19 protein-coding genes are annotated in these 20,358 nt (G+C 69.4%); 10 read left to right on the top strand and 9 right to left on the bottom strand.

What is annotated here, in order from left to right; translation table 11 throughout:
* Positions 1–420, bottom strand: a 420-nt coding sequence (locus OQF71_RS08640) for a hypothetical protein (RefSeq protein ID WP_280587089.1), incomplete at its 3' end; no start/stop codon positions are given.
* A gap of 123 nt (positions 421–543) precedes the next feature.
* Here OQF71_RS08640 and OQF71_RS08635 point away from each other — a divergent pair.
* The 4 genes from OQF71_RS08635 to OQF71_RS08620 all read left to right on the top strand — a co-directional run bounded on the left by OQF71_RS08635 (position 544) and on the right by OQF71_RS08620 (position 6,951).
* The gene (locus OQF71_RS08635; RefSeq protein ID WP_280587088.1) at positions 544–1,413 is read left to right on the top strand and encodes a CbiX/SirB N-terminal domain-containing protein; all 870 of its coding nucleotides are present in this window, start codon (positions 544–546) and stop codon (positions 1,411–1,413) included.
* 2 nt (positions 1,414–1,415) lie between these two features.
* The gene (locus OQF71_RS08630; protein ID WP_280587087.1) at positions 1,416–2,651 is read left to right on the top strand and encodes a DR2241 family protein; all 1,236 of its coding nucleotides are present in this window, start codon (positions 1,416–1,418) and stop codon (positions 2,649–2,651) included.
* 135 nt (positions 2,652–2,786) lie between these two features.
* On the top strand, positions 2,787–5,381 hold the full coding sequence (locus OQF71_RS08625; RefSeq protein ID WP_280587086.1) for a DNA topoisomerase: 2,595 nt from the start codon (positions 2,787–2,789) through the stop codon (positions 5,379–5,381).
* Between the two features lie 67 nt (positions 5,382–5,448).
* Positions 5,449–6,951 (top strand): PAS domain-containing sensor histidine kinase, encoded by a 1,503-nt coding sequence (locus tag OQF71_RS08620; RefSeq protein ID WP_280587084.1) that lies wholly within the window; start codon positions 5,449–5,451, stop codon positions 6,949–6,951.
* 30 nt (positions 6,952–6,981) lie between these two features.
* Here the strand turns inward: OQF71_RS08620 and OQF71_RS08615 are convergent, their stop codons facing one another.
* The 5 genes from OQF71_RS08615 to OQF71_RS08595 form a co-directional block, all read right to left on the bottom strand.
* Positions 6,982–7,386, bottom strand: coding sequence for a DUF192 domain-containing protein (locus tag OQF71_RS08615; protein WP_280587083.1), 405 nt, complete (start codon positions 7,384–7,386; stop codon positions 6,982–6,984).
* A gap of 105 nt (positions 7,387–7,491) precedes the next feature.
* Complete coding sequence (locus OQF71_RS08610; RefSeq protein WP_280587082.1) at positions 7,492–7,746, bottom strand: glutathione S-transferase N-terminal domain-containing protein; 255 nt, start codon at positions 7,744–7,746, stop codon at positions 7,492–7,494.
* Between the two features lie 106 nt (positions 7,747–7,852).
* Positions 7,853–9,232, bottom strand: a complete 1,380-nt coding sequence (locus OQF71_RS08605) for an NCS2 family permease (protein WP_280587081.1) — start codon at positions 9,230–9,232, stop codon at positions 7,853–7,855.
* A 161-nt stretch (positions 9,233–9,393) separates the two neighbouring features.
* The gene (locus OQF71_RS08600; protein ID WP_280587080.1) at positions 9,394–10,107 is read right to left on the bottom strand and encodes a phosphoribosyltransferase family protein; all 714 of its coding nucleotides are present in this window, start codon (positions 10,105–10,107) and stop codon (positions 9,394–9,396) included.
* A gap of 140 nt (positions 10,108–10,247) precedes the next feature.
* Complete coding sequence (locus tag OQF71_RS08595) at positions 10,248–10,706, bottom strand: hypothetical protein (protein ID WP_280587079.1); 459 nt, start codon at positions 10,704–10,706, stop codon at positions 10,248–10,250.
* A gap of 126 nt (positions 10,707–10,832) precedes the next feature.
* Here OQF71_RS08595 and OQF71_RS08590 point away from each other — a divergent pair, with 126 nt between their 5' ends.
* From OQF71_RS08590 to OQF71_RS08570, 5 genes are read left to right on the top strand one after another with little or no spacing between them, the layout of a single operon-like run.
* Positions 10,833–12,470, top strand: coding sequence for an ABC transporter substrate-binding protein (locus OQF71_RS08590; protein WP_280587078.1), 1,638 nt, complete (start codon positions 10,833–10,835; stop codon positions 12,468–12,470).
* A 29-nt stretch (positions 12,471–12,499) separates the two neighbouring features.
* A complete protein-coding gene (locus OQF71_RS08585) occupies positions 12,500–13,492 on the top strand; it encodes an ABC transporter permease (RefSeq protein ID WP_280587077.1) in 993 nt (330 codons plus the stop codon).
* On the top strand, positions 13,492–14,511 hold the full coding sequence (locus tag OQF71_RS08580) for an ABC transporter permease (protein ID WP_280587076.1): 1,020 nt from the start codon (positions 13,492–13,494) through the stop codon (positions 14,509–14,511). The genes OQF71_RS08585 and OQF71_RS08580 overlap by 1 nt, the downstream gene beginning before the upstream one ends.
* Positions 14,508–15,719: an ABC transporter ATP-binding protein gene (locus OQF71_RS08575; protein ID WP_280587075.1), complete on the top strand. Its 1,212-nt coding sequence runs from the start codon at positions 14,508–14,510 to the stop codon at positions 15,717–15,719. Before OQF71_RS08580 ends, OQF71_RS08575 begins: the two co-directional genes overlap by 4 nt.
* Entirely contained in the window at positions 15,716–16,804 is a 1,089-nt protein-coding gene (locus OQF71_RS08570; RefSeq protein ID WP_280587074.1) for an oligopeptide/dipeptide ABC transporter ATP-binding protein, read from the top strand. Before OQF71_RS08575 ends, OQF71_RS08570 begins: the two co-directional genes overlap by 4 nt.
* Positions 16,805–17,138: 334 nt before the next feature.
* Here OQF71_RS08570 and OQF71_RS08565 read toward each other — a convergent pair whose 3' ends face one another.
* Together OQF71_RS08565 and npdG are read right to left on the bottom strand one after the other, a co-directional pair.
* The gene (locus tag OQF71_RS08565; RefSeq protein WP_280587073.1) at positions 17,139–17,981 is read right to left on the bottom strand and encodes a polyprenyl synthetase family protein; all 843 of its coding nucleotides are present in this window, start codon (positions 17,979–17,981) and stop codon (positions 17,139–17,141) included.
* Between the two features lie 55 nt (positions 17,982–18,036).
* Positions 18,037–18,705: an NADPH-dependent F420 reductase gene (gene npdG, locus OQF71_RS08560; protein WP_280587072.1), complete on the bottom strand. Its 669-nt coding sequence runs from the start codon at positions 18,703–18,705 to the stop codon at positions 18,037–18,039.
* 101 nt (positions 18,706–18,806) lie between these two features.
* Between npdG and OQF71_RS08555 the strand changes: the two genes are divergently transcribed.
* Positions 18,807–18,977 (top strand): hypothetical protein, encoded by a 171-nt coding sequence (locus tag OQF71_RS08555; protein ID WP_280587071.1) that lies wholly within the window; start codon positions 18,807–18,809, stop codon positions 18,975–18,977.
* A gap of 37 nt (positions 18,978–19,014) precedes the next feature.
* On the opposite strand, the gene OQF71_RS08550 is transcribed toward OQF71_RS08555, so the two are convergent.
* The coding region (locus tag OQF71_RS08550; protein ID WP_280587070.1) for a methyl-accepting chemotaxis protein at positions 19,015–20,358 on the bottom strand (1,344 nt) is incomplete at its 5' end.

Genomic DNA, 20,358 nt, shown 5'->3' with positions numbered 1-20,358 from the left:
AACCCCCACAACACCGTGGCGGCGTTGGATGTCCGCGAGCGCCCCGGCGTCGACGTCGCCGGTCGCGACGATGGCCGTGTCGCGTCCCTCGGGGGCGACCGCCGCGCCGCCGACGCGGAGGAGGGGGTCGCCGGGCTCGACGTCGTCTGCGTCTCCGATCACTCCGACTCCGCTTCGCATCGACACGCTCGCGGCGCGCTCGGCGGTCTCGTACGCGGGGAGCTCCTCGCGGAACCGGCGGAGCGCGGTCGCGATCGCGTCGGCGTCGGCGTCGGGCTCTCCGCCGGCGCCGCCGCCGAGGTCGGCCTCCTCGGCGAGCCACGCGGCGGCGGCGCTGTGGTTCAACACGCCGGCGCGGAGCGCGTCGAGGACGAACGGACGGGCGCGGGCCGCTTCGCGGGTGTCGGCTGCCAGCGACATGGCAGTACGTGCGGCGTGGGGCGAGATGGCGGTTTCGGTCGGTGGTCGGAGAGGGACGATTTATCTTTCCCGCGAACCCGCGCTCTCCGAAGTCCCTAAGAGCGGCGCGCCCCCAGCACGGGTATGCAGTCGCTCGTCATCGTCGCACACGGCTCGCACCTCAATCCGGAGTCGAGCGCGCCGACGTACGACCACGCGGACACCATCCGCGCGACCGGCGCGTTCGACGAGGTGAAGACCGGCTTCTGGAAGGAGGAACCGCACTTCCGGGAGGTGCTCCGCACCGTCGAAGGCGACGAGATCTACGTCGTCCCGCTGTTCGTCTCGGAGGGGTACTTCACCGAGCAGGTGATCCCTCGCGAGCTCCGGCTCGACGGCTGGGACGTCGCCGAGTGGGATTCGGACGGCCTCTCGGCCGACCAGGCAACGCTCGTCGCCGAGGACATCGACCGGGAGGTCCACTACTGCGGCCCGGTGGGGACCCACCGCGCGATGACCGACGTGATCGTCCGGCGCGCGGAGTCGATCACCGGCGACCCCGACGTGGGCGACGACTTCGGCCTCGCCGTCGTCGGCCACGGCACCGAGCGCAACGAGAACTCCGCGAAGGCGGTCGCGTACCACGCCGACCGGATCGCCGAGCGCGACCGCTTCGACGAGGTGAAGACGCTCTACATGGACGAGGACCCCGAGGTCGACGACCTCCCCGAGTTCTTCGAGAGCGACGACGTCGTCCTCGTCCCGCTCTTTATCGCCGACGGCTACCACACCCAAGAGGACATCCCGGAGGACGTGGGGATCTGTGAGGACCACACGGAGGGGTACGACGTGCCGGCAGAGGTCGACGGCACCCGGATCTGGTACGCCGGCGCCGTGGGCACCGAGCCCCTGATGGCCGACGTCATCTTGGAGCGCGCGGCCGACGCCGGCGCCGACCTCGGGGGCGCGCTCGACGACGTGCGCGAGACCACTCGCGTCGCCACGGGGGACTGACCGTGGCGGACTCCACCTCTGACGCGGCCGCGGACGAAGGCGCCGCGACCGACGCCGGCGACTCCGACGGCCCCGAAATCCCCGAAATCGACCTCCCGAGCGACGCCTTCGACGCGGTCCTCGACGCGCTCGCCGACCGGTCGGACGACGACCCGCTCCGGTTCGAGGGGTTCGCAGTCGTCGTTGAGACCGACGGGGACGACACGACTGCCGGCGAAGCCGTGTATCGGCTTGAAACTGCCGGCAACGGCCCGCTGACGGAACTGAGCGAGCGCGGGCTCCACGCGGCGCTCACCGAGCACGCCCCCGCGGTCACGGACTGGTACGTCTTCGAGCACGTCGTCGGCGAGTTCGGTCCCCGCCGGGCGTTCCTGCGCTGGATCGAGGACGCCGACGGCGAAACCGTCGACGCCCGATACGCCGCGCTCGCGGAAGGGATCGAGCGCGCGTGGGGCGAACTGCGGATTACGGCCACGATCACCGACCGGGGGGAGCGCCGGTACGACGTGCGCCACGCCGACGACGCGGGGGTTCCGGTCGACGAACTCAACGCGTACGACGACCCCCTCGACGCCCGCGATCTGGTGACGCTCGACGAGAAGGGGCGCTACCGCCCCCTCAAGACCGCGCCGTCGCTCGCGGGCGGGTGGGTGTTCCCGGACCTCGGCCCGCGAGACGCGTACGAGGCGGTCGAGACGATCTACCCGGCGACGGTCGCCAACTGGCACCGCGAGCGGGAGGGCGAGCTCGACGTCACCAACTGGCGCGAGACGATGGCGCGGCAGTCCGGCATCTACGGCGTCGTGAAGACGTGGGACCGCGGCGAGGGCCACGAGCACGTCAACTGGGTCGCGGAGGCGTGCTGTGACGACTCGCAGTGCCTGAAGCGCCGCGAGTGGGAGTACGACGACGAGACGGAGCTCGACGTCGACGGCGGCGAGGGCGTCTTCCCCTGCCGCGAGCCCTGCTCGGTCGTCGTGAGCGCCGCGCGCAAGTGGACCAAACTTGAAAGCGAGCAGCCTCGGACCTACGAGTTCGAGCTGACGCCGAGCGAGAAGGAGCAGGTCGAGGCGATCATCGACGCGGTCGCCGACGGTCGGATCGACGATATCCGCGAGGCCGACACGAAGGAGGGCGCGAACCGCTACCGGACGCGGTTCCTGCGTGCCAAGCTGTTCGACGACGAGGGGAACCTCGCCGGTGTGCCGACCGAGCCGGACGGGGAAGGTGAGGAGTAGGGCGTCCTGGACGACCGGCGCGCCTCGACGACCGACGCGAATGGGCGCCTTGACGCCCGGCAAATACAGCGCGCGCGGGCGATCTTAGGGTGCGTCACGAAACCTTTAGACGGGGGAGCGGCGTATCCCTGAGCAATGAGTCGCGGCCCCGAGCTGATAATCACGGAGAAGGACAACGCGGCGCGCCGTATCGCCGATATCCTGAGCGGCGAGTCCGCGACGACGGAGCGGCAGAACGACGTCAACGTGTACAAGTGGGGCGGCAAGCGCTGTATCGGTCTCTCTGGCCACGTCGTCGGGGTCGATTTCCCGGCCGAGTACAACGACTGGCGCGACGTGGAACCGGTCGAACTGATCGACGCGCCGGTCACCAAAGAACCCACCCAAGCGGGGATCGTCGCGGCCCTGCGCAAACTCGCTCGCAACGCCTCCCGGGTCGTCATCGCGACCGACTACGACCGCGAGGGCGAGCTGATCGGCAAGGAGGCGTACGAGCTGGTCCGCGAGGTGAACGACGACGCCCCGATCGAGCGCGTCCGGTTCTCCTCTATCACCGACAACGAGGTGACCGAGGCGTTCGCGAACCCCGACGAGCTCGACTTCGATCTGGCGGCCGCCGGGGAGGCCCGACAGGTGATCGACCTGACGTGGGGGGCGGCGCTCACCCGCTTTCTCTCTTTGTCCGCCCGCCAGCTCGGCGACGACTTCATCTCCGTCGGCCGGGTGCAGGGCCCGACGCTCAAGCTGATCGTCGACCGCGAGCGCGAGATCCAGGCGTTCGACCCCGAGTCCTACTGGGAGCTGTACGGGAACCTGACGAAGTCGGGCGGCGACCCCTTCGAGTCGCGTTACTTCTACCTGAACAACGAGGGTAACGAGGCCGAGCGCGTCTGGGACGGCGACGTCGCCGAGGTGCTCACGGAAGCGCTCGACGCGGCCGAGGAGGCGGTCGTCGACGACGTGCGCCGCCGCACCCGCACCGACGAGCCGCCGACCCCGTTCAACACCACGGCGTTCATCCGCGCGGCGGGCTCGCTCGGCTACTCCGCCCAGCGCGCGATGTCGCTGGCGGAGGACCTGTACACCGCCGGCTACGTCACGTACCCCCGGACGGACAACACGGTGTACCCCGAGGACCTGGACCCCCGCGAGCTGATCGAGGAGCTCTCGGCCGCTTCGACGTTCGGGACGGACGCGAAGAGCCTCCTCGATCAAGACGAGATCGAGCCCACCGAAGGCGACGAGGAGACGACCGACCACCCGCCGATTCACCCGACCGGGGAGCTCCCCGCCGCCTCGGACCTCTCGGAGGACGAGTGGGAGGTGTACGAGCTGATCGTCCGGCGCTTCCTCGCGACCTGCGCCGAGCCCGCGACGTGGGAGCGGCTCCGGGTCGTCGCGCTCGCGAACGGCGAGGCGACCGCGATCGGCGAGGGCGCGGACGGGCTGGCGGCCCTCCGAGACCCGGCGGACGCCGACGGTCCAGCCGACCTCGTCGCCGACGGCGGGCTCCGGCTGAAGGCGAACGGCAAGCGCCTGCTGGAGGCCGGCTACCACGACGTCTACCCCTACCGCTCCAGCGACGAGCGGATCGTCCCGGACGTCGAGGTCGGCGAGACGCTCGCGCTCGACGACCGGCGCACGGACGCGAAGGAGACCCAGCCGCCCCGTCGGTACGGCCAGTCCCGGCTCATCGAGGAGATGGAGAAGCGCGGCGTCGGCACGAAGGCGACCCGCCACCGCACCCTCGAGAAGCTGTACGACCGCAACTACATCGAGAGCGATCCGCCGCGGCCGACCCGGCTGGCGGAGGCGGTCGTCGAGGCCGCCGAGGAGTTCGCGGAGCACATCGTCAGCGAGGAGATGACCGCCCAACTCGAACGCGATATGCAGGCGATCGCGGCCGGCGAGAAGGGGTACGACGAGGTGACCGAGGCGTCCCGCGAGCTGCTCGACCGCGTGTTCGACGACCTCACCGAGTCGCGCGAGGCCGTCGGCGACCACCTCCAGAAGTCGCTGAAGGCGGACAAGACGCTCGGCCCGTGTCCGGAGTGCGGCGACGACCTCCTCGTCCGGAAGTCGCGACAGGGGTCGTACTTCGTGGGCTGCGACGGCTACCCCGACTGCGAGTACACCCTGCCGCTCCCCTCGACCGGGAAGCCGCTCATCCTCGACGAGACCTGCGAGGAGCACGACCTGCGCCAGGTGAAGATGCTCGCCGGCCGGAAGACGTTCGTCCACGGCTGTCCGCAGTGTAAGGCCGACGAGGCGGACGAACAGGAGGACGAAGTGATCGGCGTCTGTCCCGAGTGCGGTACGGAACACGGCGGCGAGCTCGCGATCAAACGGCTCCGCTCCGGTTCCCGGCTCGTCGGCTGCACGCGCTACCCCGACTGCGACTATTCGCTGCCGCTCCCCCGCCGCGGCGAGATCGAGGTCACCGACGAGACGTGCGAGGAGCACGGCCTGCCGCACCTCCGCGTCCACTCCGGCGACGAGCCGTGGGAGCTCGGCTGTCCGATCTGCAACTACCGGGAGTTCACCGCCCGGCAGGAGGGTTCCGAGCTCCAGACGATCGAGGGGGTCGGCGAGAAGACAGCAGAGAAGCTGCAGGACGCCGGCGTCGCCGGCGTCGACGACCTCAAGTCCGCGGACCCGGACGAGCTGGCCGCCGACGTCGACGGCGTCGGCGCCGACACCGTCCGCGACTGGCAGGCGAAGGCGGACTGAGGCGACCGCTCACGCAACGTCTTGACCCACAGACACATAAACGTCGCACCCGTCAACGTGCTTACGTATGGGTCGCGACCGCGAAGGAGACTTGGATCGGGTCGGCGGCTCCTCGACTGGACACGAAGAGGGCCCGGCCGATGAGGAGCCCCTGAGCGTATCGGGTGGCGACGCGGTCCCGCGCGTTCTCCGGTCGTTCGTCGACGCGATCCCGACGCCGACGCTCGCGTGCGACTCTGAGAGCACCGCGATCTGCGCGGCCAACGCTCCGGCGGCCGATCTGCTCGACCGCGACCGCGGCACGCTGACGCTGATAGGGATCGACGATATCGGTGAGACGGAGACGACGGTCGACGGGGACCAGATCGGCGCGGCCGTCGACGCCGCACGCGACGCCGACGGCGTCACCTCCTTCGAGTGGACCGTCTCCGACGCCCCGGTGCGGCGCCTTGAACTCTCCGTCCGCGCGGCGACGGTCGCCGACCGCGAGTGGCTGATCGTCGGCCTGACCGACGTCACCGACAGGGCCACCGCCGAGGAGCGGCTCCGGTCGCAGCTCCGCGTCACCGACGCGGTCGCCGCGACGGTCCCCGCCGCGCTGTTCCAGTGTTCCGCGCGCGGCACCCTCTCGCGGTGGAACGACCGGCTGGCCACGGACGCCGGCTACGAGGACGAGGAGCTGTCCGGTACCGCGCTGACGTCGCTGTTCGGCGACGAGAGCCGCGACGCCGTCTCCGACGCGCTCCAGTCGGTCTACGGGGAGGCGACGAGCGCCGAGTGCGAGGCGACGCTCGTCACCCGCTCGGGCGAGCGCGTCCCGTATCGGCTCTCGCTCACTCCGGTCACCGACGGCGACGAGGTCGCCGGCGCGGTCGGAATCGGCGAGGACGTCACCGAGGCGTCGCTCCGGGAGGAGCGGCTCGCCGTGTTGACCCGAGTGCTCCGGCACAACTTCCGGAACGACCTCAACGTCATCACGGGATTCACGAAGCGAGCGATCGGCCAAGTCGAGAGTCCGGAGCTGGCCGTCGAACTGGAGCGCGTCCTCGACACCGCCGAGCGGCTGTTGCGCGTCGGCGAGATCTCTCGACAGGTCGAGCGGGTGCTCGCCGACCGACCGTCGCCACGGCCGACGGACCTCGCGGACGCGGTCGAGGAGGCACTGATGATGCTCCCGTCGGAGTTCCGCGAGCGCGCCGACATCGAGGTCGATGTCCCGGCGGGGGTCACGGTGTCGGCGGTGGGCTACCTCGCCGAGGCGATCGCGGAACTCGTCGACAACGCGATCCGGCACAGCGACGCGGACCGCCCCTCGGTGACCGTCACGGCCGTCGAGCTCCCTAGCGAGTCGTGGACGTCGCTCGTCGTCGCCGACGACGGGCCGGGGATCCCGCCCGCCGAGCGCGCGGTGCTCACCGGCGAGGAGACGCCGCTGGAGCACGCGAGCGGGCTGGGGCTGTGGTACGTCAACTGGATCGTCACCGCCGGCGGCGGCAGCTTCGACATCAGCTCCGCGTCGACCGGCGGCACGCGGATCGAGATGGAGCTCCGCACGCCGGACGAGGAGTAGGATTCGACCCGTTTCGGGTCGTGGCTCCGATCACTCGACGAGTCGGACCTCGTCGCCGACGGCGACCCCGTCAGCGGCGCCGGCGGGAAGTTCAACGACCGTGTCGGCCCGCCCGCGGCCCAACCCGACGAACGGGGCGAGCCGCTTCCGCTTCTGTACCTCGCCGTCGACGAGCCACAGCGCGTCGATCGCGAACGGGACGAACAGCATGTGAAGCCACTGCGTGTCGGCTCCGTCGAACGGGAACACGAGCGCGTAGCCGTCGGGGACGGATCGTCTGAACATCAGGCCGCGGCCCTGTTCGAGCGTCGACCGCGCGACGTCGACGTCGTCGGCGAGGACGGTCGGCTCGCGGTCGGCGTCGGCGGCCGCCTCGGTGTCGTCGCTGGCCCCGGAACCGTCTTCGAGGCTCTCACTGCGGTGGACGAGTCGCACGCTGGACACGTGGCGACCGCCGGATAAATAGCCTCGCTCTCGGGACCGCGGGACGCCGTCTGAGAGCCGACCGACGCCGACCGACACCGTCCCGTCGTTCCCGGCTCAGCTCGCGTTACCGTACGTCTCGTCGAGGTACTCGACGATGTCGTCGCTCTCGGACATCCCCTCGATCCCGTTGGCCTCGTCGACGAGGACGGGCACGCCGGTCTGGCCGCTGACCGCCTCGACTTCGGTGCGCTCGCCGTGCGAGCGCGGTACCAGTACCGACTCGTACTCGAGGTCGAGCTCGGCGAGCTTGGTCCTCACTTTCGCGCAGTACGGGCAGCCCTCCAGTTCGTAGAGCGTCAGGTCCGTCATCACCCTCCCTTAGGCGTAGACGCGTAAAGAAGTACGGCGGACGGTGCGCGCGGCGTGCACGGGCGGCGTCTCGGAATCCGTAACAGACGCGTGCGGTCGACGCGCCTCAGAGGATGACGCCGCGCGTCTGCAGCACGTAGTAGGCCGCGAGCAGCGCCGCGATGGCGTACTGGCCGAGCGCGACCTCGTCGTACTCGCCGACGGCGACCTTGATCAGCGGGTAGGCGACAATGCCGGCGGCCAGCCCGTCGGCGATCGAGTAGGCGAACGGCATCACGGTGACCGTGAGCCCCGCGGAGACCGCCCACGCCGGGTCCGACCAGTCGACCTCGACGAGGCCTTGGAGCATCATCACGCCGACGACGATGAGTGCGATGAAGGAGGCGTACTCGGGGATGGCGGCGACCACGGGAATCACCGCGAGCGACCCGAGGAACAGCAGCGCGACGACCAGCGCGGTCAGGCCGGTCCGGCCGCCCTCCTCGACCCCCGTCGACGACTCGATGTACGTCGTCACCGTGGAGGTGCCGAGCATCGCGCCGGCGGTCGTCCCCACCGCGTCGGCCATCAGCGGCTTGTCCATGTCGGGGAGGTCGCCGTCCTCGTCGAGGAAGTCGCCGAACTGCGAGACACCGATGAGCGTCCCGGCGGTGTCGAAGAAGTCGACGAAAAAGAAGGTAAACACGACCAAGACGAAGGTGAGCGGCTCGATCTGTCCCAGCCCGTCGACGAACGCTCCCGCGAGCGGCGAGATGTCGTACTGCGCGCTCGGGAGCGTCTCCGGCGTGATCGTTCCGCGTTCGAAGACGCCGGCGAAGGTGAGCCCCCAGCCGACGACGGAGGTCGTCAGGATGCCGATCACGATCGAGCCCGTCACTCCGCGCGCCCAGAGGCCGAAGGTGAACGCGAGCCCGAGCAGTCCGAGGACCGCCCACGGGTTCCCGAAGATCCCGCCGAGCGTGACGAGCGTCGCGTCGTCGGGGACGACGATCTGGAGCTCCTGGAAGCCGATGAACAGGAGGAAGAGGCCGATACCGGCGCCGACCGAGCGCTTCACCGGCTCGGGAAACAGCCGGATGACGTACTCCCGCGCGCCGACCGCGGTGAGCAGCATGAACAGGACCCCTTCGACGAACACCGCGGCGAGGGCCGTCTCCCACGGGACCCCGAGCCCGAGCACGACGGTGAACGCGAAGAAGGCGTTGAGCCCCAGTCCGGGCGCGAGCCCGAACGGCCGGTTGGCGTACAGCGCCATCACGAGCGTCGCGAGCGCGGACGAGAGGATCGTCGCGATGGCGATCATCTGGACCACCTCGAAGAACTCGTAGCCGGGGATCTGGATCGCCTCAGCGAGGATGAACGGGTTCACGACGATGATGTACGACATCGCGAGGAAGGTGGTGAGCCCCGCGATCAGCTCCGTACGGACGTCGGAGTCGTGCGCCTCCACGTCGAACCGGGCAGCCAGCGTGTCTGTAAGCCCCATTGAACAGGTGTGAATTCCTCGGGATCGGGTGATAAGCCTTGCTGAATAAGCGCGATCGATATCCAAGTCCGTGTATTGTTACACCGATTCGGGCGTCAATAATCTAAAGAAAATGCGTAAACGTGCGTACTCTCTCGAGCGTCTGCAGTTCGTGTGGGGGGCTACTCGAACGTCGTCAGCGCGCCGACCGGCGCGTCCGTGATGTCTCGCGCACGAGCCATCCCCTCGTCGCCGACGGCGATGAGGGTGAAGACGCCGGTGACGTCGGCGTCGGCCTGAAGAGCGATATCGAGGAGCAGCTCTTGGGTCTCGCCCGACCGGATCAGGTCGTCGACGACGAGGACGGTGTCGCCGGCGTCGATCGCGCTCGCGGGGAGGTAGTAGGTGAGCTCGATCCCGGAGGCGAGCCGCTGGCGCGACTCGATGAACTCCTCGACCGCGGTCTCCTTCGACTTCTTGGCGTACGCGAGGCGCGCGTTGAAAAAGGAGGCCATCGCCGCGCCGAGGGTGATCCCGTCGGTGGCGGCGGTGAGGACGACGTCGGGCGATTCGAACTCGAACGTCTCCGCCGCGACGGGCGCGACGAGGTCGAGGAACGACTGGTCGAAGACCACCCCGGAGTTGTCGACGTACCCTTCCTCGTCGAACTCGACGCGAGCGACCAGCTCGTCGGCGAGCGCCTCTCGCCCGATCGCCTCGACGACCTCGCTCGCCCGGTCGGCGCCGGGCAGCACGTGGCCGTTCACGTACCGGTTCAGGTCGCCGGAGGGGAGCCCGGTCACCTCGGAGAGCTCTTCGTACGTCCGCGTCTCTTTTAACATCCGCAACACGGCGACCGCCTGCAGCTGGAGGGCCGCCTTCTCTGCTCGGTTCATGCAGATGATCGTGATCGCACAATTATGAATACGTCGAAGTGTATTGCGGCAGAAATACGCATGTGCGTGGTTGTCACGGCTGCGGTGGGGCGGCCGGGACGCCGATTCGGGCGCCGGCTGCCGCGTCGCGCCGGGCGACCTCAGGCGTCCGCCGTCGCGTCGAAGAAGACCGTCGGGTCGGTCACGTCGATCTCGACGACGTCCCGGTCGTCGAGGGGGCGAAGCCGGACCGTGAGCGCGCCGGCCGCGTCGGCGCCCGCCCGGAGTGCGTCCAGCTCGTCGGTTCCGAGGTACGTCGGCACGCAGACGGCGATCTCGGCGTCCCCGTCCGCCGCGACGACGAGGCGGTACTCGACGCCCTCCGCCGCGGCGGCGTACACCCGGACCCCGTCGATCTCCGCGTCGCCGACGACCGTCGACGCCTCCTCGAACTCGGGGCCGGGCAGCAACACGTCGACCCGCGGCGCGTCGGGGATCGGGTTCACGTCGCCGGGGTGGGCGGCGACCGTCGTCCAGCCCCGATCACGGTACTCCGCCGCGGTCGAGTCGCTGTCGGCGACCACGTCACCCCAGCGCTCGCCCGGGTCGGTCCGTCGCATGTCTCCGTGAATCCGCCGGGCTCGTAAATACTTGTCCAGTCGTCGTGACAGAAATCGCGATCCGTGAGGGCCGAGAGGCCTGTTCGCGTCGTTAGGTTCATAACGTTTCCTCGTATGGGGTAGCCTATGCGTTCCGACAACGACGATCACATCAACAGGCGGACGATGCTCACGTACGCCGGCACCGCGGCCGCGATCGGCCTCGCCGGCTGTTCCGGTAACGACGGCGGCGACGGGTCCGACGGGAGTGACGGGTCCGACGGGAGTGACGGGTCCGACGGGAGTGACGGGTCCGACGGGAGTGACGGCTCCGGCGGCGACGACGCCTTCGATATCGGCGTCACCATGGGCCAGATGGACTCCGGGCTCGACCCGCAGGACCACGCGGAGACGAACACGGAGATCATCGTCGGGCAGGCGTACGAGGGCCTGCTCGACCGCGACAAGCAGGGCGGCATCATCGCCGGCCTCGCCAACGACTGGGAACGCACGGAAGACGGCAGCGTCCGGTTCACCCTCCGCGACGGAGTGACGTTCCACAACGGCGACTCGCTGACCGCGGAGGACGCGGCGTTCAGCATCCGCCGGATCGTCTTCGACGACGTGGGTATCGCCAGCCCGCAGAAGAACGACCTCGGCTCCGTCAGCGAGGTCGTCGCCGGCGACGGCGAGGTGACCGTGAGCTTCGAGGGGTTCAACCCCATCGCCTTCCAGCTGTTCGCGACCAACTGCGAGGTCGTCCAGCGGTCGTGGATCGAGGAGAACGACAGCAACTACATCAACCGAAACGCGAACGGCACCGGCCCGTTCGTCGTCACCGAATACGACTCCGGCAACGAGGTCGCCTACGAGGCGTACGACGACTACTGGGGCGACGACAACCCGGTCGACGGCCTCACGATGAGCGCGTCGAGCGAGTCGAGCACGCGCGTGAACCGCCTCCTCGCCGAGGAGACGGACATCGTGACGAACGTGCCGCCGCAGGAGGTCTCGCGCGTCGAGAGCTCCGACGTCGCCGGAATCAACTCGGTGCCCAGCGCCCGGATCATCTTCCTGCAGATGCGCTACGACGTCGAGCCGTTCTCCAGCCAGCAGTTCCGGCAGGCGATGAACCACGCCGTCGACGTCGAGAGCATCGTCGAGAACGTCCTCAACGGGTTCGGCTCGATCACCGGCCAGCCGACCCTCGAAGGGCACGTCGGCCACAACCCCGACATCGAGCCGTACCCGTACGACCCAGAAGAGGCGGAGCGGCTCGTCGAGGAGTCCGGCCACGCCGGCGCCGAGATCACGCTCCAGACGCCGATCGGGCGCTACCTCGGCGACGTCGAGATCGCGCAGGCGGCGGCGAACCAGATCGACTCGCTGTCGAACGTCTCCTGCGAGCTCGAACAGCGGGAGTTCTCCTCGCTCGTCCAGGACATCACGACGGGGAACATCGAGGACAAGCCGCACTTCAACCTCCTCGGCTGGGGGAACGCCGAGTTCGACGGGAGTCAGACGATCACCCCGCTCATGACCACGGACGGCGCGCTCACGATCCTCGAAAACGAGGAGCTCGACCAACTGCTCGCCGACGCGGAGAACACGGAGGACCCCGACGAGCGCGTCGAGACCCTCCAAGAGGCGAACCAGCTCGCCCACGACCTCGCGCCGTGGGTGTTCCTGCACCAGCAGTTCAGCGTCTACGGCGTCTCCAGTGACATCTCTTGGGAGCCGCGTAGCGACGAGTTCATCGACCCCGACACGGCTACCCGACAGTAACGCGGGCCGACCGCCGCATATCGCTATCAATGTCATTCGGCAGATTCGTACTCAAAAGAAGCCTCCAGGGGCTCGGCGTCGTCTGGGGAGTCGTCACCGTCGTGTTCGCGCTCCGGTTCGTCACCCCGGGGAGCGCGATCAACGCGGTCGCCCCCTTGGACGCGAGCCAGGAGACCCGACGGGCGATCGCCACAGAGCTCGGCTTGGACCAGCCGCTGTACGTCCAGTACGGGCAGTACATCTTCGACCTGCTCCGCGGTGACATGGGCTTTTCGTACATCCGCGGACAGGAGGTCGTCGGACTCGTCTTCGCGCGGCTCCCGGCGACGGTCGAACTCGCGCTCGCCGCGAGTATCGTCGCCATCGGCTTATCGATCCCGCTCGGCGTGCTCAGCGCGACCCGGCGCAACGAGCCGATCGACTACGGCGCGACGCTGTTCTCGCTCGGCGGGATCAGCACGCCGAACTTCTGGCTCGGCATCATGCTCATCCTGATCTTCGCGGTGGAGTTCGACGTGTTCAACACCAGCGGCCGCGGCGTCGACGTCGGCGACGTCGCGCTGTCGGTGATCGGGTCGGAGCCGTTCGTCGGCACGCTGCTCGCGTGGCTCGCGTACATCACGCTCCCCGCCATCGCCTTGGGGACGTACTTCATGGCGCTTATCACCCGGCTCACCCGCTCCGGGATGCTCGACGAGCTCGGCAAGGGGTACGTGCAGGCCGCGCGGGCGAAGGGGCTCCCGGACACGTTGGTCCGCTACAAGCACGCGCTCCGGAACACGCTCATCCCGGTGATCACGGTGCTCGGGCTTCAGCTCGGCACGCTGATCGGCGGCGCGGTGATCACCGAGGCGGTGTTCTCGTGGCCCGGGCTCGGTACCCTCGTCATCGACAGCATCAACCGGCGCGACTGGCCGGTGTTACAGGGGAGTCTCATCGTCATCGGCACCAGCTTCGTCCTCGTGAACGTCCTCGTCGACGCCGTCTACGCGTATCTCGACCCTCAAGTGGTGAACGACTGATGGTTTCCGCACGTGTCATTCGCAATCTCAAGAAGGAGTTCAGGAACAGCGCGCTCGCGAAGATCGGTCTGCTGCTCGTGGTCGGCATCCTGTTTACCGCCGCGTTCGCGCCCTTTATCGCGCCGCACGATCCGACCGAACAGCAACTGGACCAGAGCGAGCTCCCTCCGCTCGGCTTCAGCGAGACCACCGAGCGGACCACATCGCAGATGGTCGACGGGGAGATCCAGACGGTGACCGAGACCGTCGAGATCACGCCCGACGCGGCGCATCCGCTCGGCACCGACAGCCTCGGTCGAGACATGCTCTCGCGGATCGTCTACGGCGCCCGGACGTCGCTGGTCGTCGGCGTGCTCGGGACGCTGCTGGCGGCGTTCGTCGGCGTCCCGGTCGGGCTGTTCGCGGGGTACCACCGAGGCAACGTCGACGACCTCCTGATGCGGATCGCGGACGTGAGCCTCGCGTTCCCGTCGCTCGTGTTGGCCGTCGCGCTCATCGGGCTCTGGGGGCGGGCGGCGGTCAACGTCCCCGACCCCTTCGTCGTCGCCGGGTTCGCGTCGGATATGCCGGAGAGCTTCGTGTTACCGATAACCGTGGTGATCGTCGTCGGCCTCGTCAACTGGGTGTGGTTCGCCCGCGTCGCCCGCGGGGAAGCGCTCTCATTGCGTGGCCAGGAGTACGTCAAGGCCTCCCGCGCGCTCGGGGCCGACGACACCTCGATCATCTGGAACCACGTCCTCCCGAACGCCATCACGCCGATCATCGTCCTCGCCACGGTGCAGGTGGCGGCGATCATCCTCTTGGAGAGCTCCCTGTCGTTCCTCGGCTTCTCGGGGACGACGCTCTCGTGGGGCTTCGACATCGCGCAGGGACGGGACTACATCTCGTCGGGCCAGTGGTGGATCGCGTCGCTGCCCGGCCTCGCGATCATGTTCTCCGTGATCGGGATCAACCTGCTCGGCGACTGGCTCCGCGACTCGCTCGACCCGGGCATCGAGGGCGAAGGGGGTGCCGCATGAGCCGGGGCGTGCGGGCCGACTCCGCGCTGCGGAGCGACGACGTGCTCTCGGTGTCGGACCTCTCGACCCGATTCTTCACCGAGGAGGGGCAGATCAACGCGGTCGAGTCCGTCTCCTTCGACCTCCGGGACAACGAGATCCTCGGGATCGTCGGCGAGTCCGGCTCCGGGAAGTCGGTGACCGCGCTGTCGCTCATCGACCTCGTCGAGTCGCCCGGCCGGATCACCGAGGGGGAGGTGTGGTACCGGAACCCCGGCCTCGCCGAGGAGTTCCGCGCGGCCGACGCGGTCGGCGTCGACGGCGACCACGTCGACCTCCGGACCGTCCCGCCGCGCCTCCGCCGGTCGCTCCGCGGCCCGTCGTTCAGCACCATCTTCCAGGACCCGATGAGCAGTTTCAATCCCTCGATCACGGTCGGCGAGCAGATCGCCGAGGCGGTGGAGGTGCAGCGGCGCGCGAAGGCGAACCCCCGCTCGACTCGGTCGCGGACGCAGGGCTACGGGCTCGGCCAGTACCTCCTCGACGGAATCGTCCCCGGCCGGGGCTACGCCAGCGAGGAGAGCACCGAGCGGGCGATCGAGCTGCTCGAACAGGTCGGCATCCCCGACCCCGCCGAGCGCGTCGACGAGTACCCCGGAGAGTTCTCCGGCGGGATGCTCCAGCGGGCGATGATCGCGCAAGCGCTCGCCGGCGAGCCCGACGTGCTGATCGCCGACGAGCCGACGACCGCGCTCGACGTCACCATCCAAGCGCAGATCCTCAACCTCCTGCGGGAGGTACAGGAGGAGCGCGGGATGAGCATCGTCCTCATCACCCACGATCTGGGCGTCATCGCGGAGATGTGCGACCGGGTCTGCGTGATGTACGCCGGCGAGGTCGTGGAGCGCGGGACGCTCGACGCGGTGTTCGACGACTCGGTCCACCCGTACACCGAGGGACTCCTGGGCTCGATCCCCGATTTGGAAGACCCGCGGCCGCGGCTCCAGCCGATCGAGGGGAACGTTCCCGGCTTGGTCGACGCCGACATGGGCGACCGGTGTTACTTCGCCGATCGCTGTCCGAAGGCGATGGAGTCGTGCCTGGAGAAGCCCACGGAACGGGTCGTCGACGCCGACGCCGAACACGGGGCGAAATGCGTCCTCGCGGACCGGCCCTACGACCCGAGCGAGGCGCTTCCGGAGGATCACTTCGGGGGTGAGGCCGAATGAGTGACGCGAGCGAGGGAGCCGGGGTCAGCGGGTCCGACCCCCTCCTCTCCGTCGAGGGGCTTCGGAAGTACTACGCGGACGACCTCTCGCTGATCGACCGCGTGCTCGGCGCGGAGGCGGAGAGCGTGAAGGCCGTCGACGGCGTCTCCTTCGATGTCGCCGAGGGCGAGACGCTCGGCCTCGTCGGCGAGTCCGGGTGCGGCAAGTCGACCACGGGCGAGACCGTGCTCCGCCTGCGCGAGGCCACCGAGGGCCGGATCGCCTTCGACGGCGAGGACCTCCTGGAGATGACCGACGCGGAGCTGACGGAGTTCCGGAAGCGCGCGCAGATCGTCTTCCAGGACCCGTTTTCCAGCCTCGACCCGCGCATGACCGCCGGCGACATCGTCACGGAGGGGCTCCGGATCCACGGCATCTCCGATCGGGCGGAGCGCCGGGAGACCGCCCGCGACCTGCTCGACCGCGTCGGGCTCTCCGCCGACCAGATCGACCGCTATCCCCACGAGTTCTCCGGCGGCCAGCGCCAGCGGATCGGGATCGCGCGGGCGCTCGCGGTCGACCCCGAGTTCATCGTGCTCGACGAGCCGGTCTCGGCGTTGGACGTGTCGGTGCAGGCGCAGATCCTCAACCTGCTCGACGACCTCCAGGAGGAGTTCGGGCTCACCTACCTCTTTATCGCGCACAACCTCAGCGTCGTGCGCCACATCTGCGACCGGGTCGCGGTCATGTACCTCGGCGAGATCGTCGAGACGGGACCGGTCGACGAGATCTTCGCGGACCCGGCGCACCCGTACACGGAGGCGCTGTTGTCGAGCGTCCCGCGGGTGACGACCGAGGACCGCGAGGCGGAGTTCGCGACGCTCCACGGCGACGTGCCGTCGCCGCGGAACCCGCCCGCGGGCTGCCGGTTCCACACGCGGTGTCCGGAGGCGCGCGCGGCCTGTCGCGAGTCGTCGCCGCCGGCGTACGACGTGGGTGAGCGGCGCTCGGCGACCTGTTTCCGCGCCGACGCGGGCCACTCGTACTGGGAGAGCGAGCCGATCGAGGAGAACGCTCGGAGCGCGGGCGAGGGCGCCGACGACTGATCGGTTCGGTTGCGCCGCCCCTCGTCAACTGAACGGTACCGGCGCTTCAGCCCCACGCAACGCGCCGGTCCCGGAACTCAGAGACCTCCCGTCCCAGGTGAAACAAAGGGGTTGTGAAACGCGGCGAGGGCCGTATGACGGAGAGGATATCGACACGAATCGCCCGACCCTGTCGGGTTCTATACAGTGCTATACGCGCCTATTGAGCGCAATGTGGTCCGTTTCCCATGGAGATCCCGATCCGTTTCACCACGGTATCAGTGCTCAATAACGCGTCTCACGGCAGCGATGCGCGCCGTCTCTCGCACGGCGTTCTCGACGGATGTCGGTCGGTTTATCGCTCCCGCACGACGACGAACTCCGCGAGGTCGCGGAGGTACTCGATCGCCTCCGTCTCCGGCGGGTCGGCGTCGTCGAGCGCGGCCAGCGCGAGCTCGGACTGCTCGCGTGCCCGTTCGTCAATCTCTTCGGGGCTGAGCGAGGTGACCTGCACCACCGAGGGGCGGTCCATCTCCGCGTCCTGTCCCGTCGGCTTACCGAGGTCGTCGGCGTCGGCGGTCGCGTCGAGCACGTCGTCGCGTATCTGGAACGCGACCCCGACGCGCTCGGCGTACTCGCCGAACGAGTCGATCGCATCGGGGTCGGCGCCGGCGGCGACCGCGCCGAGCTCGGCGGCGGCCCGGAACAGCGCGCCGGTCTTCCGCCGGGCGAGCTCCATGTACTCGGTCTCCGTCGTCGGGCGATCGGCGAGCTCGGTCGCCTCGCCCTCGCCGAGTTCGACCATCGCCTCGGCGACGGTCCGCATCGCGCGCGGCTCCGCGGAGAACAGCCCGAACGCCTCGCCGAGCAGGCCGTCGCTGGCGACGATCGCGGGGCCGTACCCGAACTCCGCCCACGCGGACGGGGTGCCGCGCCGGACCTCAGAGCGGTCGATGATGTCGTCGATCACGAGCGACGCGTTGTGGACGAACTCGATACCGGCCGCGAAGTCGACGGCGTCGTCGGGGTCGCCGTCGAACGCCTCGCAGGCGAGGATCGTCACCGCCGGGCGGACCCGCTTGCCGCCGGCGAGGACGACGTGGCCGACCTCGTCGGACAGCTCGTCGGGCTCGACCTCGTCGATGACGGCCTCCAGCCGGTCTTCGACCAGCGCGACCCGGCGCTCCAGGTACTCCATCTATCGCCCGGAGGGGCCGGTCGCGCAAAGGCCTAACGGAACGGCGCCCGCGGACTTACTTGAATTCGATGCCGAGGTCGTGGAGCCCGTCGCTGTTCTCGGCGACGTTGATGAGAAGCGGCGTGAGTCCCTCGATTTCGGGCGCGTTGGCGATCCCGCCGGCGTCGAGCGCGCGGAGCCCCTCGATCCCCTCCGCGACATCGGTGACCGTCCGCTTCGCGTCCTCGTCGTCGCCGATCACGAGCGTGTCGATCCCGAGGTCGGCGTCGAGGTTCGCGAGCCGGGCGGCCGCGAGGTTATGGAACGCGCCGACGACGGCGACGCCCTCGGGCGCGGCGTCCGCGGCGATCCGCGTCACCGAGCCCGCGCCGGGCCTGTGGTAGTGGAACCCCTCGTCGTCGCGTTTCATCCCCGTCGCCGGCGAGACGAGCACGTCGCCGTCGTCCAACTCGTCGGCGATCGCCTCGACCGTGTCGCCGACGTGGTACGGCGGGACGGCGAGGACGACGACCGTCGCCGCGGCGGCCGCCGCCGCGTTCTCGGCGCCCTCGACCGTCGCGTCGAGGTCGAGACTCTCCAGTTCCGTGGTGTACTCCTCGGCCTTGGTCTCGGCCTTCTCCGCGTCGCGCGAACCGATCGTGACGCGGTGGGGCGTGTCGGCCGCCAGCCGGAGGGCCAGCCCCTCGCCGATGTCGCCGGTGCCGCCGAGTATCGCGATCTCCATGCGAACGGTGGGGTCGCTCGCGTCTTAGGGGTTGCGTGACCGGCCGTCCTCGCCACCGTTGTGGCCGTCGGTTCAAGTGCACCGGTCGCCTAAGCGCGCCCATGGCCGACACTCCGTCGCTCGCGCTCCGCTACGTCGCCTGCGACGCCTGCGAAACGGTGTTCGCGCTGCCCGACGACCCCACGGAGCCAGACGCCTGCGGGCGGTGCGGCGCCCGGCCGCTCCGCGAGCTCCGCGATATCCGGGGGCCGGACGCCTACTTCGCGCCCTGAGGCCGGCGGCTCGTCGCTCGCGAGCGCGTCGCCCGGCTCACAGCAGGTCGTCCATCTCCAGCTCCCCGTCTGCGATCGCTTGCAGCTCCTCGTCCGAGAGACGATCGATCACGAAGTCCGGCATCCCCTCCGGGAGGCCCGCCGGGACCGACCGGCCGCCGTCGACTTCGCGCTTGACCGCCCTGTCGTCCGTGCGGGACGCGCCGGCCGATCCGGTGTCGTCTCGGTCGCCTGCAGCCAGCCGGCGCACGGTCCGCTCCACGGCCTCGACCGCCTCGGACTGGTGCTTGTTCTCGGCCGCCAGGTCCTGAATCTCGTCCGAGATCCGGTTCGACTGCCGGACCACCTCGTCGACCGTGGCGGCGATCTCCTCGGCGGCGGCGGCCTGCTCGTCGGTCACGTCCGAGACCTCGTCGATGCCGTCCGCCGTCTCCGTCACCGCCTCGGCGATGGCCGTGAGACTCTTTGTCGCGTCGCCGACGCGTTCGCTCCCCTCGTCGACCCGCTCGGTCGTCTCCGAGAGGCTCTCGACGGTGTCTTCCGTGTCGGTCCGGATCCCGCCGACCATCGATTCGATGTCGCTCGCGTGTCGCTGCGACTCCTCGGCGAGCGACTTGATCTCGTCGGCGACGACGCCGAAGCCGGCGCCGGCCTCGCCCGCCCGCGCGGCCTCGATCGAGGCGTTCAACGCGAGCAGGTTCGTCTGGTCGGCGATCCCGTTGATCGCGTCGACGAACTCGTCGATCTCTTCGACGCGGTCTTGGAGCGACTCAACGTCGGCGGCCACCTCGTCGACGGCGTTCCCGATGTCGCTCATGGCCGACGCGGCGTCGTCGGCCGCCGCCCGCCCGTCGTCGGCCATCGCCTCCGCCCGACTGCTCGTGCGCTCGACCTCGTCGGCGGTCGACGCCACTTCTTCGACCGTCGCCGAGAGGTTCGACACCTCCGAGGAGATCTCGCCGACTCGCTGTGACTGCTCTTCCGACGCGTCACCGACTTCGGCCGCGCTGTCGGCGACGTCCGACGCCGACTCTCGAAGGTCCTCGAGCGGCTCTCGGACCTCGTCTTCAACCTCGGCCATCAGGCGCTCGTTGCGCTCGACCTCCTCGGAGAGCTTCTCGCTGTACGAGTGGATGTACGTGTCCGTGACGACTTGCATGTCGAGGTTGACGATCCGGAGGACGGAGAGCAGATCCTCGATCGCGTCGTCGACTTCCTCCTCTATCGCCGCCTCGGTCTCGGCGTCGACGCCCCCGCCGCCGTTCGCGTCGCCCGGTGCGCTCGGCGTCGCCCCGCCCGCCCCGCCGGACAGCCGATCCGTGGGCGGGTCGACGCGCCGGGCTCCGATGAGCGGGAGGATGCGGGCGTAGTACACGCCGTG

The sequence above is a fragment of the Halorubrum sp. Boch-26 genome (assembly GCF_029889805.1).
Lineage (GTDB): Archaea > Halobacteriota > Halobacteria > Halobacteriales > Haloferacaceae > Halorubrum.
Note: the sequence above shows the minus strand (reverse complement) of the source record. Positions and strands in the feature narration are given on the sequence as shown.

Excerpts from the sequence above, each read along its gene's own strand:
- OQF71_RS08635 (WP_280587088.1), top strand. The coding sequence starts at position 544 with ATGCAGTCGCTCGTCATCGTCGCACACGGCTCGCACCTCAATCCGGAG.
- OQF71_RS08625 (WP_280587086.1), top strand. The coding sequence starts at position 2,787 with ATGAGTCGCGGCCCCGAGCTGATAATCACGGAGAAGGACAACGCGGCG.
- OQF71_RS08620 (WP_280587084.1), top strand. The coding sequence starts at position 5,449 with ATGGGTCGCGACCGCGAAGGAGACTTGGATCGGGTCGGCGGCTCCTCG.
- OQF71_RS08610 (WP_280587082.1), bottom strand. The coding sequence starts at position 7,746 with ATGACGGACCTGACGCTCTACGAACTGGAGGGCTGCCCGTACTGCGCG.
- OQF71_RS08605 (WP_280587081.1), bottom strand. The coding sequence starts at position 9,232 with ATGGGGCTTACAGACACGCTGGCTGCCCGGTTCGACGTGGAGGCGCAC.
- OQF71_RS08600 (WP_280587080.1), bottom strand. The coding sequence starts at position 10,107 with ATGAACCGAGCAGAGAAGGCGGCCCTCCAGCTGCAGGCGGTCGCCGTG.
- OQF71_RS08595 (WP_280587079.1), bottom strand. The coding sequence starts at position 10,706 with ATGCGACGGACCGACCCGGGCGAGCGCTGGGGTGACGTGGTCGCCGAC.
- OQF71_RS08590 (WP_280587078.1), top strand. The coding sequence starts at position 10,833 with ATGCGTTCCGACAACGACGATCACATCAACAGGCGGACGATGCTCACG.
- OQF71_RS08585 (WP_280587077.1), top strand. The coding sequence starts at position 12,500 with ATGTCATTCGGCAGATTCGTACTCAAAAGAAGCCTCCAGGGGCTCGGC.
- OQF71_RS08580 (WP_280587076.1), top strand. The coding sequence starts at position 13,492 with ATGGTTTCCGCACGTGTCATTCGCAATCTCAAGAAGGAGTTCAGGAAC.
- OQF71_RS08575 (WP_280587075.1), top strand. The coding sequence starts at position 14,508 with ATGAGCCGGGGCGTGCGGGCCGACTCCGCGCTGCGGAGCGACGACGTG.
- OQF71_RS08570 (WP_280587074.1), top strand. The coding sequence starts at position 15,716 with ATGAGTGACGCGAGCGAGGGAGCCGGGGTCAGCGGGTCCGACCCCCTC.
- OQF71_RS08565 (WP_280587073.1), bottom strand. The coding sequence starts at position 17,981 with ATGGAGTACCTGGAGCGCCGGGTCGCGCTGGTCGAAGACCGGCTGGAG.
- npdG (WP_280587072.1), bottom strand. The coding sequence starts at position 18,705 with ATGGAGATCGCGATACTCGGCGGCACCGGCGACATCGGCGAGGGGCTG.
- OQF71_RS08555 (WP_280587071.1), top strand. The coding sequence starts at position 18,807 with ATGGCCGACACTCCGTCGCTCGCGCTCCGCTACGTCGCCTGCGACGCC.